This window comes from Streptomyces sp. LUP47B (genome assembly GCF_001746295.1).
GTDB lineage: Bacteria > Actinomycetota > Actinomycetes > Streptomycetales > Streptomycetaceae > Streptomyces.
Map to the genome: position 1 here is coordinate 117557 of NZ_MJAH01000008.1, position 17617 is coordinate 135173.

Here is a 17617-nt window from a genome sequence, read left to right on the forward strand (position 1 = left end):
TATGCGAGCAGGTCAACAGTGCGATCGTGATCCGGTCGACGTCGGGGGCGTAGACCTGTCGACCCAGCTCTGCGGCACTGCCCGGCGCTCGCCGCGCGAGCTTGTGTGACCGGTCACATGCATGCGAGGCTTGTGAGCGGTCACATTGCCTGAGTGCCGGAAGGGGAAACCGCGTTGAGCGCAGCCGTCGGAACACTCGAGAGATCCCGCCTCTGGTCGCACCCGGAGCTCAGGCTGCACGCCGTCCTGGACGCCACGGGCTCGGTTCGGCTGGGAGCACCCGACCAGGACTGGGCCGGTCTGGTCCCCCTCGTCGAGGTCACCGCCACCGGGCACGGACGCCTGTGGTCGGGGGAGCGCTTCATCGAGACCGCGATCGGCGACCGCCTGACCTACCGCGACCACGAGACGGTCCGGGAAGAGGGCAGGGAGCGTACGACGATCCGGCTCGCGGACCCCGCAACCGGCCTGGTCGCCGAGGTGGTCCTGGAGACGGCTCCGGGTGCCTCCTTCCTGCGCTCGCGGGTCCGTCTGGTCAACGAGGGCAGCACGCCCCTCCGGCTGGAGAGCGTGAGCACCCTGACCGTCGGCGGCATCACCGACGCGGGCGGCGGTCTCGACGGACTGACCCTGCACTGGGCGGACAACGACTGGCTCGCCGAGTGCCGTTGGCGCGAGGCCTCCTTCCGTGACCAGGTCGTCCCGCTGAGCCGGCCCATGCACGGTCACGAGGGGCGCGGCTGCTTCGAGCGCTTGTCGCAGGGGAGCTGGTCCACGGGCAGGAACCTGCCGATGGGGGCGCTCACCGACCTGTCCGGCCGTACCTGGCTGTGGCAGATCGAGTCCAGCGCGGGGTGGCGCTTCGAGACCGGCGAACGCGAGGGCGCCGCCTACGTCGCCCTGTTCGGCCCCGACGATGCCCACCACCAGTGGCAGCACACCCTCGCACCCGGCGAGGACTTCCACACCGTTCCCGCCGTCCTCGTGCACGGCGAGACGGGCGGCCTGGACGCCGCCTTCGGTGAACTCACCGACTACCGCAGGCTGATCCGCCGCGACCACCCCGACCAACGCGCCCTGCCGGTGATCTACAACGACTACATGAACACCCTCATGGGCGACCCCACCACCGACAAGCTCCTCCCACTCGTCGAGGCGGCGGGGACGGCCGGCGCCGAGGTCTTCGTCATCGACGCCGGGTGGTACGACGACGACGCCCAGGGCTGGTGGGACGCGGTCGGCGCATGGCAGCCCGCCCGGGGCCGTTTCCCCGGCGGCATCCAGGAGGTGCTGGACGCGATCCGGGGGCACGGCATGGTCCCGGGGCTGTGGCTGGAGCCCGAAGTCGTGGGCGTGCGCAGCCCGTTGGCCGACACCCTGCCCCCCGAGGCGTTCTTCCGGCGCGGCGGCCTGCGTGTCACCGAACACGGACGGCACCACCTGGACCTGCGCCATCCCACCGCCCGGGCCCATCTCGACGCCGTCGTGGACCGGCTGGTCGGGGAGTGGGGCGTCGGGTATCTCAAGCTCGACTACAACATCAACATCGGACCCGGCACGGAGAACGGCCCGGAGAGTCCCGGTGCCGGTCTGCTGGGCCACCACCGCGCCCACCTCGACTGGATGTCCGCCCTGCTGGACCGGCATCCCGGCCTGGTCCTGGAGAACTGCGGCTCCGGCGGTCTGCGCATGGACTACGCCCAACTCGCCGTCACCCAGCTCCAGTCCACCAGCGACCAGCAGGACCTGCTGCGCTACCCGCCCATCGCCGCGGCCGCCGCCACCGCCGTGGCCCCCGAACAGGCCGCGGTGTGGGCCTACCCGCAGCCCGACCACACCCCCGACCGGATCGCGTTCACCCTCACCGGCGCACTGCTGGGCCGGATCCATCTCTCCGGCTTCCTCGACCGCATGGACCACGAGCAGTTCGAGCTCGTCCGCTCCGCGATCCGCGTGTACAAGGACATCCGGCCACAGATCGCCGACGCCCGTCCCTTCTGGCCGCTGGGCCTGCCGGACTGGGAGGACGCCTGGATCGCCCACGGGCTGCGGGGGCGCGACGCGACGTTCGTCGCGGTGTGGCGGCGGGAGCGGGCCGACGTCCCGGAGAGCCGTACGCTCACGCTCGCGCACCTGCGCGGCGTCGAGGCGCGGCCGGAGGTGCTCCAGCCCACGACGGCCGACGCCACGGTGGAGTGGGACCCGGCCGAGGGAAAGCTCACCGTCGGCCTGCCGCGCACCGACACGGCCGTACTCCTCAGGCTGGCCGCGACCGGCTGAGCGCGGCTGAGCGCCGCYCCGMCRGCCGTGAGCCCGTTSCGCCTCCACTCYCGCCGGCCGGCACCGCGYTGTCCCGCGCTCAGGCCGGCCGTGACCGCCTGAGCGCGGCTGAGCGCCGCTCCGACAGCCGTGAGCCCGATCCGCCACCACTCTCGCCGGCCGGCACCGCGCCGTCTCGCGCTCAGGCCGGCCCTGACCGCCTGAGCGCGGGAGGGGCGGGCCCGCTCTGTCCGCCCCTCCCGGAACCGGTCACGAGGTGACGTTCCTCTTCCGGCCCGGTGTCCCCGGAAAGCCTCTTCCGAGCGTCAACGGCCGGGCGTCCCCCGGCAAAGCCGGAGGCAAGATTTGTCCTCGTGGGCCGTCACTCCCGGCTCGACGACCGTCTGGCAACTCGGCGTTCACTCAAGTGCCGCCGAGGCGCGCCAGGGTGCGGTCGTCGTCAGCCAGGGAGGGCACCATGACCGCACAGTCAGGTCCAGGTTCATCGGACGGGTCGGCGAAGGCTTCCGAGGGGGTCAGCCGGCGGCACGCGCTGGGCCTGTTCGGTACGGCCGGGGCGGGCGCCGCCGTCACCCCGTTGCTCGGAGCGGGAACGGCGCAGGCCGCCCCCGCTCTTCATCTCACCGCCGACTCGTCCGGCGCACCCCCGGTCCAGGGGCTGCACCTGACCTTCGGGGCGGACCCGCGCACCCAGATGACGGTCTCGTGGCTCACCGACCGGCCGGTGACCAGACCGATGGTGCGCTACGGCACCCTGGAGCACGGCTTCGGCTCCAGCGCGGAGGCCCGGACCGTCACCTACGTCGACGGCACGTCCAGCCGCACCGTCTATGTCCACCACGCCGCGCTGGAACGGCTCCGCCCCGGCACCGAGTACATCTACCTCGCCACCCACGAGGGGGCCACCCCCGACAGCGGAACGTTCCGGACGGCTCCGCGCGGGCGGCGGCCGTTCACCTTCACCAGCTTCGGCGACCAGTCCGCGCCCCAGGTGACCTGGGCGGCCAACGGCACCCCCGCGCTGGACGCGAACTCCACCCCCGCGACCAAGGACATCGTCACCGGCATCGAGCAGGTCGCCCCGTTGTTCCACCTCCTCAACGGCGACCTGTGCTACGCCAACCTCGACGTCGACCGGGTGCGCACCTGGAACAACTTCTTCACCAACAACACCCGTTCCGCGCGCTTCCGCCCCTGGATGCCCGCGGCCGGCAACCACGAGATCGAGAAGGCCAACGGCCCGCTCGGACTCGGCGCCTACCAGACCTACTTCGCCCTCCCGTCCACCGAGACGGACGCCGAACTCGCCGGTCTCTGGTACGCGTTCACGGTCGGCTCGGTTCGCGTGATCGTGCTCCAGAACGACGACAACTGCCTCCAGGACGGCGGTGACATCTACGTCAGCGGCTACTCCGGCGGGCGCCAACTGGCCTTCCTGGAAAGGGAGCTGAAGGCGGCGCGGTCCTCCCGGGACATCGACTGGGTGGTCGTCGCCATGCACCAGGTCATGATCAGCTCCTCGGACGCCAACGGCGCCGACCTCGGCCTGCGGCAGAAGTACGGCCCGCTGTTCGACACGTACGGCGTGGACCTGGTCCTGTGCGGCCACGAGCACAACTACGAGCGCTCCCTGGCCGTCCGCGGAGTCGTCACCGGCAGCGAGACGCTGACCCCGAACCCGGTCTCCGGCGCCACCGACTCCATCGACACCGGCCTGGGCACCGTGCACATGATCCTCGGTGGCGGAGGCGTCTCCGGCACCACCAACCAGAACTTCTTCAAGGACGGCACCGCCAAGGTGATCACCTCCGTGTCGGCGACCCCCGGTGCCAACGGGAAGCGCACGTCCACCTACACCAAGGAGCAGGCGGTCTGGACGGGGGTCCGGGACATCGAGCACCCCTACGGCTTCGCCGCCTTCACGGTCGACCCCGGCCGGCACGCCGGTGACACCACCCGCATGCACGTGACCTACTACAACGTGAACAAGCCCGGCGGCGACCTGTCGGTCTTCGAGACGTTCACCCTGCACCGCCGCCGCTCGGACCACGCCGGTTAACGGCGTCTCCCAGGGGGTTCAGGCCTCGACCGGTCGCTCTGGCTAGGATTCGAGCTGCCGGACATCGGGAGACTCAATGACGCCAGTGGGAGGACAGGGCCAGAGCCCTGGCGCGCCGCGTGCCGTGGACGTGGCCAGGCTGGCCGGTGTCTCGCAGAAGACGGTCTCCCGGGTCTTCAACGGTGAGCGGTACGTGTCCGCCGATGTACGGGGACGGGTGCTCCAGGCCGCGGAGGAACTCGGTTACCGGCTGAACAGCGCGGCCCGGGCCCTGGCCTCGGGACGTACCCGATCCATCGGCGTGGTCGCGCTCGGAACCGCCCTGTACGGCCCCGCGTCCCTGCTCATCGGCATCGAGCGGGCCGCCCGGGACGCCGGTTACGCGCTCCGGGTCGTCAACACGCAGGAGGGCGATCCGGCGGGCGTCGCGGGGGCCGTGGAGTCGCTCCTCGAGCAGGGCGTGGACGGCATCGTCCTGTCCGAACCGATCGACGAGGGTTCGGTGCCGCTGAGAGCCGACGTCCCGGTCCTGGTCCTCGGCGCGCCCGCGACGTTCGGAGGCCCGCGTGCGGTGGCAGCGGGCGTCGGTGCCGAGTCACTGGCGCGGGCGGCCACCGAGCACCTGCTGGACCTCGGGCATCTGACGGTCCATCATCTGGCCGGTCCGCAAAGGTGGTTCGCCGCCCGGGACCGTCTCCGGGGCTGGCGGGCGGCGCTCGCGGCACGCGACAGGGCACAGCCGCCCGTCATCGAGGGCGACTGGTCGGCCGCGTCCGGCTACACGGCGGGCCGCGAACTCGCCGCCGCCCGTGACGTCACCGCGGTGTTCGCCGCCAACGACGACATGGCCGTCGGCCTGATCCGCGCACTGCTGGAAGCGGGCCTGCGGGTGCCGGAGGACGTGAGTGTCGTCGGCTTCGACGACATCCCCGTCTCCGCCTATGTCACCCCACCGCTGACCACCGTGCGCCAGCCGTTCGACGCCGTGGCCCGGGAGGGACTGCGGCTCCTGGTGCAGGCCATCGAGAAACCGGACGCCGAGCCGGCCCCGGCGACCGACCCACCGGTAGAGCTCGTCGTACGCGCCTCCACGGCGCCCCCGCCGGACCAGTGGGGAGGCACCGGCGGCGCCTGACGGCGCCGCCGGTGGTGATCACTTCTCCCGCGCGTACGGCGCCACGGTGATCCGGTCGATCAGCGGCGCGTACCGGGACCGGAGCAGCACTCCGGGGAAGGTCTCCGAGGCGTAGGTCGTGCCGTCGAAGTTCGGCAGCTCCTCGGAACGGAAGGCGATCGTGTTCTGTCCCTTCTTCAGGGTGACGGGGACGGTGAGCTCCCAGAAGTTGTTCTCGTGGAAGCTGTGCGGGAAGCCGACGCGCCGCATCCCGCCGCCGTTGACGGTGATGTCGGCGTGGCGGGCCAGCGGGTCCGGGTTGTAGTGGGTGGCCTCGGACTGCTCCGGGTTGGAGTAGCGGACGCGCAGCGCGTACAGACCGGCCCGGTCCGCGGTGACGGTGAACGTCGCGGTGTTGCCGTTGCCCGGGTCGCCGCCGATGCCGGTGATCGCCGTGCCGTCGGTGGCCAGGGACAGCGGGGTGAGTGCGGCCGAGCCCGCGAGCACCGCGTCCTGGGCCTCGTAGGTACGGGCTTTCAGCGTGCCCTCGGTCGGTGTGACCGTCAGGCGGTCGACGAGGGTGGCCGACGAACCGCCCGTCAGCGTCACCTTGTTGACGCCCCCGGACAGGGAGACCGCGACGCTGCTCCTGTTCTTGGCCAGGCGCAGGACGTCGTGTCCGTTCACGGAGAGCCGCGCGCCTGAGCCGCCGAGGGTGTCGACGTCGAGGGTGGCCTCGCGGTCGGCGGGGGAGTACACCCAGAACGTGGCGGTCTGGCCCTTGGCGAGCCGGGCCGCGCCCGAGCCGGTGGCCGCCCGCTCGGGCAGGGTGTAGACGGGCTGTGCCCCGCCGCTCAGCCAGGCCAGTTCGCCCTCGTGGACCTGGGTGCCGGCGGAGGCCTTGGGAAGGGCGAGGGTGAGGCGGTCGACGATGGCGTCACCCTTCGTCGCACGCTTGCCGTCGAGGCTCTTCGCCGCGAGCGTCAGGGTGTGCTTGCCCTTGGTGAGCTTCACCTTGGTGTCGGTGTGGTCCCACACCACCCACTTGTAGCCGAGCGGCAGATACAGCTGCTGTTCGCTGCCGGCCCGGCCGTCGACGCGCAGGAAGACATTGGTGGGCCCCTGCTCCTTCACCTTGTCGAAGGTGTTGAGGGAGTTGGCGAAGACGCTCAGGTCGTACGTGCCGTCCTCGGGCACGTCCACCGTGAAGTCGAGCGTGACGTCCGAGCCGGTGCGCAGTCCGCCCACGTCGTAGCCGCCGGAGGTGTAGAACTTCGACACGTCGGAGGTGGAACCCTCCGGGCCGTTCTTCGAGTAGCCGGACCCGGTGTGGGCCGCGTCCTCCGCCTCGTACGAACCCTGCCAACGCACCGGCGGGGACTGGGTCTTCGCCGCCTTCCCGGCCGGGCTGAGGACGATCTCGTACGCCGAGGACTCCTTCAGCTTCGGCAGCGCGCCGTCACCGAAGTCGACGGTGACCGTGCCGTCGTCCGCGACCTTCAGGTTCGTCTCCGTGAGCAGCTTCGGGCCGGAGGAGTCACCGACCTGCCCGCTCCACTCGATCTCCCGCACCCAGGCGTGCACACGGTCACCGAAGAGCTTCTTCGGGACGCCCGAGAAGGTGATGTGCCCCTTGCCCGTGGAGCCGCCGAAGAGCAGCCGGGCCTGCTTCTTCTTCTGGTCCAGCGTGGCCACGCCCTGCATCGTGTAGTTCTCGCCGGGGAACGGGGGCGTCACCGCCACCGTGTGCCCGCTCATCGAGGCGTACGAATTCAGCAGCCACCACTGGCCGTTGCCGCGGTTGGACTGCACCGCGGAGTCGGAGAGGTTGCCGTCGATGTTCCAGTACGCGATGTCGGCGTCCACCTTGGACTCCTCGATCGCGGAGACCCACTGGATCATCTGGCCGGGGACGGAGGTGTGGTAGTTGAAGGCGTACTCGTTGATGTTGACGGGGAGTTGGGTGCCCTCGCGGTCGGTGCCCTTGAACAGTTCCTTCTCCCACACCCGGTACTTGGCGACGCTCTCGCGCACCGCCTCCGGGTGGCTCAGCTCGTGCCAGGTGATGACGTCCGGGAGGGTGCCCGCGGCCAGGGCATGGGTGAGGAAGCCCTTCACCTGGTCGTACAGGACGCTGGTGTTGGGACCGGCGATACGGGCGTCCGGCATCTTGCCCTTGATGAGCTTGTACGCGGAGTCCCAGGCGGCGAAGTAGTCGTCGGGGTCGCTCAGCCAGCTGACCTTGTTGTAGCTCCACTGGCCGGTGCCGAACATGTTGCCCTCGGGCTCGTTGAACGGCACGAAGACGATGTTGTCCTGGTACTGCTTCGGCAGTTGCAGGACCTGGTCGACCTGCTTGGCGATCTTCTCCTCATAGAGCTTGAGTTTCTCCGCGGGGGTGTCGCCCGGCCACTCGTACGGGAAGCCGCGGTGGATGTCGGTCATGTAGATGTACACGTCGCCGTCGGTGGAGTCGGCGAGCGGCCTGACCACGTCCAGCGCGTCGGCGCCGGGATGCTGCGGACCGTCCTGCGCCTTGGTGGAGACCGTGCGCAGGCCCATGCCCTCGATGAGGTTGTTGGTGGGGACGTCCGGTCCGTACACGCCGTAGAGGGTGCCGGAGGCGCCGCCGTGGAACGCGCCGGTGTCCGAGCCGAGGTCGACGGTGAGCTGCCCCTCGCGGACCACGGTGACGTTCGCCCGCACCGCGCGTCCCGCCGCCGTGCCGGCCACCGCGAAGGTCCCGGGCTTGGCGTACTTCTCGGGCGGTACGGCGTCCCAGGTGACAGGCGTGTCGCGGTCGTAGCCGTCGGAGAAGCCGGCGCGGACGGCCGCCGGGAGGGTCGGGGCGGTCCCGTCGGTCGTACGGACGTCGAAGGACGTCTTCGAGAGTTCCTGGAGGGTCGGCACGGCACCGACCAGGCCGGCCACCTGCTCGGCACTGAGCGCCGAGTGCCATACGGCGAAGTCGTCGACGGCGCCCTTGAGCAGCGGGTCCGGGTAGAGGGACTTGCCTATGTAGCCGGCGGCGGTCGCCGAACCGCTCAGCAGGTCCTTGGCCTTGATGGCGGTCGCGGCGGAGGACACCGCCACTCCGTCCAGATAGGTGGTGAGCCGGCCGGCGGTGGTGTCGAGGGTGACGGTGACCGTCCGCCACGCGTCCGCGGGCAGTGCCGCGTAGCCGCGGACCTGGGTCTCCGCGCCGCCTCCTCCGGTGGTCACGGAGGTCTGGAACAGCCCGTTGCCGTTGTACGGCGTGCTGAAGAGGTACTTGGTGGTGTCGGTCCCCAGGTCGAAGATCCGCTGCCAGGACGATGTGTCGCCGCTCCACTTCACCCGGGCGGAGACCGTCAGGTCGCTTGCGTCGCCGACCACCTCGCGGGGCAGCCGGACGTAGGCGCCGTCGGAGGTCGGGGCCCCGCCGGGCAGGGCCAGTGCCTTGCCGCCGTCCGTGCCCGCCACGGACTGGGCCGTCGAGCCGTTCACCAGGCTCGCCGTGAGGCCGTTGCCCGAAGTGTCGGTGATCTTTCCGGAGGCGAGATCGTCCTGGTCGAAGGTGTAGCGGGCGGCGGGCCCGGGCGCCTCGGCCGCTTGCGCGGAGACGGCCGGCGCGGCCAGCAGGCCCGCGCCGAGGGCCAGCGCCATGGCGGCCGGCGCACGGCGGCGCGTGGATCTGTCAGCGGATGACATGGATACGTCCTCAATCGTCGAGTAACGGGTTCCGTCGGCCCGTCTCAGTCGCCGTCGAATCGGTTCGATCCAGGCAAGGTGTGGGGAGGGCGCGTGTAGGGGGATGCGGGTGCGGCGGCTCTGTGACGGTGGGTGCGAGGGAGTCGCCCTGGGCGACTGTGTCGAACCGGTTCGGCGAAGCTAGCACCGGGACATCGGGCCAGCAATCCCTTCGACACAGGGGATCTCGCCGTTTCTCCCACCCCGTCAGCGAATATGTTCAGGGTATTGACAGGCGTCGGGGCAGTTCCTACGTTCACTTCCACGCGAACCGGTTCGACAAGCCGGTCGCCCGTCCCAAGGAGTCGCCGTGAACATCGGTGAGATCGCCCGGCGGGCCGGTGTCTCGCGCAGCACCGTGTCCTACGCACTGAGCGGCAAGCGCCCGGTGTCCGAGGACACGCGACGGAAGATCCAGCAGGTCGTCGACGAACTGGGCTACCAGCCCAGCGCCAGCGCCCGCGCCCTGGCCAACGGGCGGACCAGCACCATCGGCCTGGTCTTCCCGCCGGCCGGGAACCACTACACCGGGATGCAGCTGGACTTCATCGGCAGCGTGGTGGAGGCCGCCGCTGCCTACGACTACGACGTGCTGCTGTCACCCAGCGGCATGGACAGCGACCGTTCCTTCCAGCGGCTGCTGGGGGAGCGGAGGGTCGACGGCGCGATCCTGATGGAGATCAGGCTGGAGGACGACCGGGCCGATCACCTGGCCGCGCTCGGCTTCCCCTCCGTCGCCATCGGCCGCACCGCTCACCCGGAGGACGGCTGGTACGTCGGCCTGGACCACACCGCGCTGGCCGCGGCCTGCGTCCATCACCTCGCGGACCTCGGCCACCGCCGGGTCGCCTTCGTCAACCGGCCCGAACAGCTCCTGAGGACCGGGTACGAGTCCGCCCACCGCGGACTGGACGGCTTCACCAAGGCCGCGGCCGAACGTGGGCTGACGGTGCGGACGTACTGCTGCGGGGACGACGCCGCCGCGGGCCAGGCCTGCGTGGAACGGATCCTGCACGACGACCCGGCCACCACGGCCCTGGTCACCCTGAACGAGGCCGCGCTCGGCGGCCTCTACCGGGGGCTCGCCCACGCGGGCCGCCATGTGCCGCGCGACTTCTCCATCACCGGGATCGTCGCCAACCGCTGGGCGGAGACGGTGACCCCGCAGCTCACCGCGGCGGACGTACCGGCGGCCGAGATGGGCCGGCTCGCCGTCGACCTGCTGGTGGAGCGGCTGGACCACCCCGACGCGCCGCCCCGGCAGCATCTGCTCATCCCACCGATCTCGCTGCGGAGCAGCACCGGGCCCGCAGGGACCTGATCTCACTCCTGAGTTACGCGTCATCGTCACACCGCTCACGTCCGGACCGCCGCCTGACGGCGCTGTTCACCGTGCCCGCTTCTCCGCGCGACCCACCGCCGCGGCACCCGCATGCCACACACCGAAGGAACCCACCATGAACAGCTTCTCCGGACGGCGCCGTCCGACCGCCGTGGTCCTGCTCTCCCTGGCCGTCGCCACCGGCGTCACCGCCTGCGGCTCCGGCTCCGGCAGCAGCGGCACCAAGGGCGCCGACAGCGGCACGTACACCGTCTGGGACCCCTACCCGCAGTTCGCCAAGGGCTCGGCCTGGACGAAACTGCTCGACAAGTGCGGCACCGAGGCGGGCGTGAAGGTCAAGCGGACCGGCTTCGACACGAGTGACCTGACGAACAAGGCCCTGCTGGCGGCCCAGCAGGGCAACTCCCCGGACGTCCTCATCGTCGACAACCCGGTCGTCTCGACCCTGGCCGAGGCGGGCGTCCTCACCACGACCGACGAAAACAAGCTGGACACCTCCAAGGTCGACCCCAACCTCCTCGCGGCCGGCCAGTCGGGCGGCAAGACCTACGGCACCCCGATCGGCGCCAACACCCTCGCCCTCTACTACAACAAGAAGGTCCTCGAGCAAGCCGGCGTGGACATCGCCTCGGTGAAGGACTGGGCGTCGCTGACAGCGGCCCTGGAGAAGGTGAAGAAGGCCGGCAAGAAGGGCATCACCTTCTCCGCCATCGGCACCGAGGAGGGCAGCTTCCAGTTCCTGCCGTGGTTCTGGGGCGCGGGCGCGAAGCTGACCCAACTCGACTCCGCCCAGGGTGAGTCGGCGCTCTCCCTGTGGAAGGACTGGGTCAAGGGCGGCTACGCCCCCAACTCGGTCCTCAACAACACCCAGACGACCAGTTGGCAGGAGTTCGCGACCGGCGACTACGCCTTCGCCGAGAACGGCACCTGGCAGCTCGGCAACGCCAAGAAGGCCGGCCTCGACTACGGCGTGCTCCCGATACCCGGCGCCTCCGGCGGCGGCGCCGCCGCCCCGACCGGCGGCGAGTTCGTCACCCTCCCGGTCCAGGACGACACCGGCCGCTACGCCACCACCCAGAAGCTGGCGACCTGCCTGACCAGCACCCAGAACCTGTACGACACCGACACCACCCTGTCCTACGTGGCCCCCACCAGCGAGGTCCAGGACAAGCAGGTGGCGGCGAACGCGGAGCTGAAGCCCTGGGTCGACGCGGTCAAGGCGGCCAAGGGACGCACCAGTGACGACCTGGGGACCAAGTACCCCAAGATCTCGGAGCAGATGTGGAAGGCCGTCCAGTCGGCGCTCAGCGGCTCGAAGTCACCGAAGGACGCGCTGAACGCCGCGCAGTCCGCCGTCAAGTGAGCACACCCCGGGGCCAGTTGATGAGCCAGACGACACAAGTGCCGCGCCCGCGGACCGACTCCAAGGGCGCGGCCCCCGAGGCGCGACGCCGACCCGCCTCCCCGCAGTGGGCCGCCTGGGCCTTCCTCGCCCCGGTGACCCTCTACCTCGTCCTGTTCTACGCCTACCCGCTGTACCGCAACCTCGACCTGAGCCTGCGCCACTACACCGTGCGCTCGTTCGTGCGGGGCGACGCGCCCTTCACCGGCCTGGCGAACTACCGCACGGTCTTCGACGACCCGACCTTCGCCCCGGCCCTGCTCCACACCGTGGTGTTCACCGGCGTGTGCCTGGTCTTCCAGTACAGCATCGGCCTGGCGCTGGCCGTCTTCTTCAACCAGCACTTCCGGCTCTCCGCCACCCTGCGGGCCCTGTTCCTGGTGCCGTGGCTGCTGCCGCTGATCGTGTCGGCCTCCACCTGGTCGTGGATGCTCAACAGCGAGTCCGGCATCGTCAACGCCGTGCTGCACGCCGTCGGGATCGGCCCGGTGAACTGGCTGACCTCGCCGTCCTGGTCGCTGACCTCGGTGATCATCGCGAACATCTGGATCGGCGTCCCCTTCAACCTGGTCGTCCTCTACAGCGGACTGCAGTCCATCCCCGGCAGCCTGTACGAGGCGGCCGCCATCGACGGCGCGGGCCCCTGGCGGCGCTTCTGGAGCATCACCTTCCCGCTGCTGCGCCCGGTCTCCGCCATCACCCTGCTGCTGGGCCTGGTCTACACACTCAAGGTCTTCGACATCATCTGGATCATGACCAAGGGCGGCCCGGCCGACTCGTCCACCACCTTCGCCACCTGGTCCTACCAACTCGGCTTCGGCAACCTGCTGCCCGCCTTCGGCCCCGGCGCCGCCGTCGGCAACCTGCTGGTGGTCGCCGCCCTGGTCTTCGGCCTGGTCTACGTGCGGGTCCAGCGAAAGCAGGCGCTGTCATGAGAACCCGTCTGAAGACCGCCGTGGGCCTGCTGCTGACCGCGATCACGCTCTTCCCGGTGTACTGGATGCTCAACGTGTCCCTCACCCGCGACCAGGACATGCGCAAGAGCCCGCCGGACCTGTTCCCCGCCCACGTCACCCTGGAGGGCTACCGGGCCGTCGTCGACCAGCAGTTGCCCTACCTCGGCACCAGCCTCGTCATCGGACTGGGCACCGTCGCCCTGACCGTGGCGCTCGCCGCCCCCGCCGGCTACGCGCTGGCCAAACTGCGCCCACGCGGCGGCGGAATCATGAGCTTCGTCCTGCTGGCCGCCCAGATGATCCCCGGCATCATCATGGCGATGGGCTTCTACGCCATCTACCTCCAACTCGGCCTGCTCCAGACCGTTCCCGGCCTGATCGTCGCCGACTCCACGCTGGCCGTCCCCTTCGCCGTCCTCATCTTCACGGCGTTCATGTCCGGCATCCCCGGCGAACTCCTCCAGGCCGCGAGGACGGACGGCGCGGGACCCCTGCGCACCTTCTGGTCCATCGTCCTGCCGATGAGCCGCAACGCCGTCGTCACGGTGTCCCTGTTCGCGTTCCTGTGGTCCTGGTCCGACTTCGTCTTCGCCAGCACCCTGGTCAACGGCGGCGCCCACGAGCCGATCACCCTGGGCATCTACCACTACATCGGCAACAACAACCAGCAGTGGAACGCCATCATGGCCACCGCCGTCGTGGCCTCCCTGCCCGCCGCGGTCATCCTCGTCCTCGCCCAGCGCTATGTCGCCGCCGGTGTGACCGCCGGTGCCGTCAAGGACTGACCTCCGCGGCGCAGCCTTCCCCCCTGACGATCCCTGCTCGAGAAACGAGTGCCCCTTCATGACCGCCGACCGCTCCGGCCCGGCCTTCTCCGTCCACGACATCCCGTTCAGCACCTACGGATCCTGGTTCGGCATCTCCCCGGTGGTGGCGGAGAAGACGTACGCCGATGACCTCCACCTCGTCTCCCACCAGAACGGCATGCACGCCGTCCTGAGCCTCGTGCCGCTCGACCCCGTGACCGGCGAGCGGGCCGGGACCCGCGTCGAGGCGACACCGGGACTGCTCAGCTGGACCGGTACGGACGGGCGCATCGACCTCGCCTACGAGTCACCCGACACCGTACGGCTGCGCGGTGCGGGCGTGCCGCTGCGGATCTCGGCGGCGGCCCGGACGCTGACCCCGTTCAGCGGAACGTACTTCTACCGCGAACCGGCCGTGGACGCCTATGTGTTCACGTCGTACGAGACCGGACGGCGCTACCGTGTCTCGGTACTCTCCGGCACGGTGGCCGACGTGTTCGGCAGCCAGGCACTGGGCAGTGCCGACCGTGGTGTCACCGTCGCCGACGCGGACGGCGGCTGGGAGATCGCGGTCGAGGAACTCGACACCGCCCGCCCTCCCTACGTGCCGACGGCGGCCTTCGGCAAGGTCGTCGAGGCCGCGCGGAACTCCTTCGCGGACTTCGTCGACACCGTGGCCCCCTGGCGCTCGGCCGCCACCTCGGCCGCCGAACTCGCCGCCTACGTCCTGTGGTCGGCGACCGTACGCCCGGCCGGCCTGGTCACCCGCCCCGGTGTTCTGATGTCCAAGCACTGGATGGACAAGGTGTGGAGCTGGGACCACTGCTTCAACGCCCTTGCCCTGGCCACCGGTTGCCCCGAACTGGCCCGGGACCAGTTCCAGCTGCCCTTCGACCACCAGGACGAGACCGGGGCGCTGCCCGACTCGGTCACCCACTCCGAGGTGCTCCACAACTTCGTCAAACCGCCCATCCACGGCTGGGCGTTCGGCCATCTGCGGCGCCGGCTGCCCACGCCGTTGGGGCGGGCGGAACTGACCGGGACGTACGAGAGGCTGGAACGCTGGACGGAGTTCTGGCTCACCGCCCGCCGTGCCCCCGGCGCGACCCTGCCGCACTACCAGCACGGCAACGACAGCGGCTGGGACAACGCCACCACCTTCGATCCCGAACGCGTGGTCGTCACCGCGGACCTCGCCGCCTTCCTCACCCTCCAACTGCGTGAACTGGCCGACCTGGCAACGCACCTGGAGAGACCGGACGACGCCAGGCGGTGGACGCGGGCCGCCGAGGAGACACAGCAGGCGATGCTCGACCAGCTCTGGACGGGCGACCGGTTCGTCGCCCAGGGCGTCGACAGCGGCGACACCTGGGGCACCGCCGGCCTGCTCGACCTGATGCCCATCGTGCTGGGCGAGCACCTGCCGCCCGAGATCGGCGATGTCCTGGCCGGCCGTATCGAGGCCCACCTGACCCCGTACGGCCTGGCCACCGAGCTGCCGGCCTCGCCGCACTACCTCGCCGACGGCTACTGGCGCGGCCCGATCTGGGCCCCCGCAACGATCCTCGTCGAGGACGGTCTGCGGCGCGGCGGCCACCTCCGGCTGGCGGACGAGATCAGCGCCCGCTTCCGCGCGCTGTGCGAGGAGCACGGCTTCGCGGAGAACTTCGACGCCCTGACCGGGACGGGCCTGCGCGACCGCGCCTACACGTGGACGGCCGCCGCCTACCTCCTCCTCGCCGAAGCCCACGCACAGCGAGAGGGCCGGTGAGACGAAGTTGTGCACGTCCCGGCGGGACCCGTGCTCAGTCGAGGACAGCGACGGCCTCGATCTCGACCAAGTGATCGGGGACGTCCAGTGCCGCGACGCCCAGCAGCGTGGCCGGCGGGGCCGGGGTGACGCCCAGTCGCGCGGCCGCCCGGGACATTCCCTCCAGGAGGAGGGGCATCTTGTCGGGCGTCCAGTCGACGACGTGGAAGGTCAGTTTCGCCACGTCGTCGAAGGAGCCGCCGGCTTCGGCCAGGGCCGTGCCGATGTTGACGTAGCACTGCTCGACCTGCGCGGCGAGGTCGCCCTCACCGATCGTGCGGCCCTCGGCGTCCCAGGCGACCTGCCCGGCGACGAAGACCAGCTTCGTACCGGACGCGATCGCCACCTGCCGGTAGACATCGATCTCCGGCAGCCCGCCGGGATTCAGCAAGGTGATGGCCATCCTCGACGCCTCCATGGTCGGGCCCCATGAGCCCGTGGTCTCCAGTAGTTACTGGGGAACCGTAGGAGAGTGCTCGCTGACATGGAAGAACGCACTTTTCCGTGCCTGGGGAACCCGACGGTGACCAAGCAGTTCAGCGGCCTTCCCCGCGGGTGTACTCGGGTACACGACCGTCCACTCGGTGACACGCGTCGATGCCGGGTCGGAGGCCGAGGGGTTTTCCGGCCACGGGATACTTGCCGGAGACGACGTCGAGCACTCCGTACACGCCGTCACCGGCTCCACCTCCGTCGGCCGGCAACCTCAAGCGCGTCTGGCTGAAGTCGGCCCACTCGTCCGTCGTCGACCGGGTGACCGTCGCCCTCGGCGGCAGTGGACGCGTCCTGCTGCCACCATCAGCGGGTGGAGCGCCTCGGAGCCGGGCTCAGGGTCACCGCACGGGCCGCTGACGGCACGGTGGAGGGGCTCGAACTCCCGGTCCTGCCCGGATGGTTCACCGCCGTCCAGTGGCATCCGAAGTGCCCGCCCAGCAGTGCCTGTTCGACGCCCTGAGGGCATCGCCCCCCGGAGGCAGGACCTCCCTCCGAGCCGGTGTCGTAGAGCCGTCCGCGGGCGCCGGATCGGTGAAGTGCCGGTGAAAACCCGGTGGAAGCGCTGTCAGTGGGGCCGCTTATGCTGCACCGGACGATCACGCGGGACCAGGGGAGGGCGCGGCATGTTCGGCAAGCTGTTCGGCAGGGATGCGGAGAGACCGGTGGCGGATCCGCACGCCCTGCCCGTCCCGCGCAGACAGAAGAACGGGACGTATCCGCTGCGCGCCCTCGGGGACACGCGGGTGCTCGCGCTGGTGGAGGCGGCCGACGCCGGTGACTGGGAGGCGGTCAAGGAAGCCCTTGCCCCCTTCGATCTCGGCCGCGACCACGCGGTTCTGGGTCAGCTCGCCGACCTGGACGGAGTGCAGGACTGGATCGGCCGGGCCGTACAGGAGGACAAGGAGCACCGGGCGACCGCCCTGCTGGTATCCGGGGCGCGCCACATCAGCTGGGGCTGGGAAGCGCGCACCTCCGCGCGTGCCGTGAACGTCACGCAGGAGCAGTGGCGCGTCTTCCACGAGCGGCTCGAGATCGCCGAGGAACAGCTGCTCGAAGCCGCCGAGCTGCGGCCCGACTGGGTCACCCCGTGGCGTCGCCTCCTCACCTCGGGTCGTGGCATGTCCCTGAGCCCCGCCGTCAACGAGACCCGGCGCGACGCCGCCCTGCGCCGCGACCCGCTGGACCTGGACACCCACATCGAGTGGGTGTCCCAGTTGCAGCCCCGATGGGGCGGCGAGCCGGGCCAGGCCCTGGCGTTCGCCCGCGAAGCCTTCGCCGGCGCGCCCGACGGGCACCGTCTCGGCTGTGTGATCGCCATGGCGCACATCGAGGAGTGGGTGGAGTCGGACAACCGTGACTGCCTGCAAGACCCGCGGATCCGGACCGAGCTGAGGGAGGCCGCGGAGCGCAGCATCCTGCACCACTCGTACGAACGCCGCCTGGGCTGGCAGGGCGACTACAACATCTTCGCCATGGCCCTGTCGCTGGCGGGCAGCAGCAAGGCCTCCAATGTCTTCCGCGAACTGGACGGTGTCTTCACCGAGTGGCCGTGGACCTTCATGGCGGACCCCCAGAAAGCGTACGCGCGCTTCCGCAAGGCCTTCTGAGCCGAAGGCCGCACGTC

11 protein-coding genes and 1 pseudogene are annotated in these 17617 nt (G+C 70.5%); 10 read left to right on the forward strand and 2 right to left on the reverse strand.

All coding sequences use genetic code 11. From position 1 onward, the window contains the following. Positions 1–174: 174 nt before the first annotated feature. The 3 genes from BFN33_RS24990 to BFN33_RS25000 all read left to right on the forward strand — a co-directional run bounded on the left by BFN33_RS24990 (position 175) and on the right by BFN33_RS25000 (position 5474). Positions 175–2280: an alpha-galactosidase gene (locus BFN33_RS24990; protein ID WP_069762390.1), complete on the forward strand. Its 2106-nt coding sequence runs from the start codon at positions 175–177 to the stop codon at positions 2278–2280. 457 nt (positions 2281–2737) lie between these two features. Then, positions 2738–4339: a metallophosphoesterase family protein gene (locus tag BFN33_RS24995; RefSeq protein ID WP_069762391.1), complete on the forward strand. Its 1602-nt coding sequence runs from the start codon at positions 2738–2740 to the stop codon at positions 4337–4339. Between the two features lie 76 nt (positions 4340–4415). After that, the gene (locus BFN33_RS25000; protein ID WP_079141006.1) at positions 4416–5474 is read left to right on the forward strand and encodes a LacI family DNA-binding transcriptional regulator; all 1059 of its coding nucleotides are present in this window, start codon (positions 4416–4418) and stop codon (positions 5472–5474) included. Between the two features lie 18 nt (positions 5475–5492). Here BFN33_RS25000 and BFN33_RS25005 read toward each other — a convergent pair whose 3' ends face one another. Then, positions 5493–9098, reverse strand: a complete 3606-nt coding sequence (locus tag BFN33_RS25005; RefSeq protein WP_069762393.1) for a LamG-like jellyroll fold domain-containing protein — start codon at positions 9096–9098, stop codon at positions 5493–5495. 394 nt (positions 9099–9492) lie between these two features. Here BFN33_RS25005 and BFN33_RS25010 point away from each other — a divergent pair, with 394 nt between their 5' ends. The 5 genes from BFN33_RS25010 to BFN33_RS25030 all read left to right on the forward strand — a co-directional run bounded on the left by BFN33_RS25010 (position 9493) and on the right by BFN33_RS25030 (position 15459). After that, the gene (locus BFN33_RS25010) at positions 9493–10503 is read left to right on the forward strand and encodes a LacI family DNA-binding transcriptional regulator (RefSeq protein WP_069762394.1); all 1011 of its coding nucleotides are present in this window, start codon (positions 9493–9495) and stop codon (positions 10501–10503) included. 136 nt (positions 10504–10639) lie between these two features. Then, positions 10640–11887 carry an extracellular solute-binding protein gene (locus BFN33_RS25015; protein ID WP_069762395.1) on the forward strand — a complete coding sequence of 416 codons (1248 nt, stop codon included), beginning with the start codon at positions 10640–10642 and terminating at the stop codon, positions 11885–11887. Positions 11888–11907: 20 nt separating this feature from the next. Continuing rightward, on the forward strand, positions 11908–12861 hold the full coding sequence (locus BFN33_RS25020) for a carbohydrate ABC transporter permease (protein ID WP_069762396.1): 954 nt from the start codon (positions 11908–11910) through the stop codon (positions 12859–12861). After that, entirely contained in the window at positions 12858–13667 is an 810-nt protein-coding gene (locus BFN33_RS25025; protein ID WP_069762397.1) for a carbohydrate ABC transporter permease, read from the forward strand. The genes BFN33_RS25020 and BFN33_RS25025 overlap by 4 nt, the downstream gene beginning before the upstream one ends. 58 nt (positions 13668–13725) lie before the next feature. Next, positions 13726–15459, forward strand: coding sequence for an amylo-alpha-1,6-glucosidase (locus BFN33_RS25030; RefSeq protein ID WP_069762398.1), 1734 nt, complete (start codon positions 13726–13728; stop codon positions 15457–15459). 34 nt (positions 15460–15493) lie between these two features. Here the strand turns inward: BFN33_RS25030 and BFN33_RS25035 are convergent, their stop codons facing one another. Further along, positions 15494–15901: a RidA family protein gene (locus tag BFN33_RS25035; RefSeq protein ID WP_069762399.1), complete on the reverse strand. Its 408-nt coding sequence runs from the start codon at positions 15899–15901 to the stop codon at positions 15494–15496. Positions 15902–16276: 375 nt separating this feature from the next. Between BFN33_RS25035 and BFN33_RS50180 the strand changes: the two are divergent. Together BFN33_RS50180 and BFN33_RS25040 are read left to right on the forward strand one after the other, a co-directional pair. Next, positions 16277–16452: pseudogene (locus BFN33_RS50180) on the forward strand (gamma-glutamyl-gamma-aminobutyrate hydrolase family protein); the annotation flags it as partial. A 164-nt stretch (positions 16453–16616) separates the two neighbouring features. After that, a complete protein-coding gene (locus BFN33_RS25040) occupies positions 16617–17600 on the forward strand; it encodes a hypothetical protein (protein WP_069762400.1) in 984 nt (327 codons plus the stop codon). Positions 17601–17617: the final 17 nt, after the last annotated feature.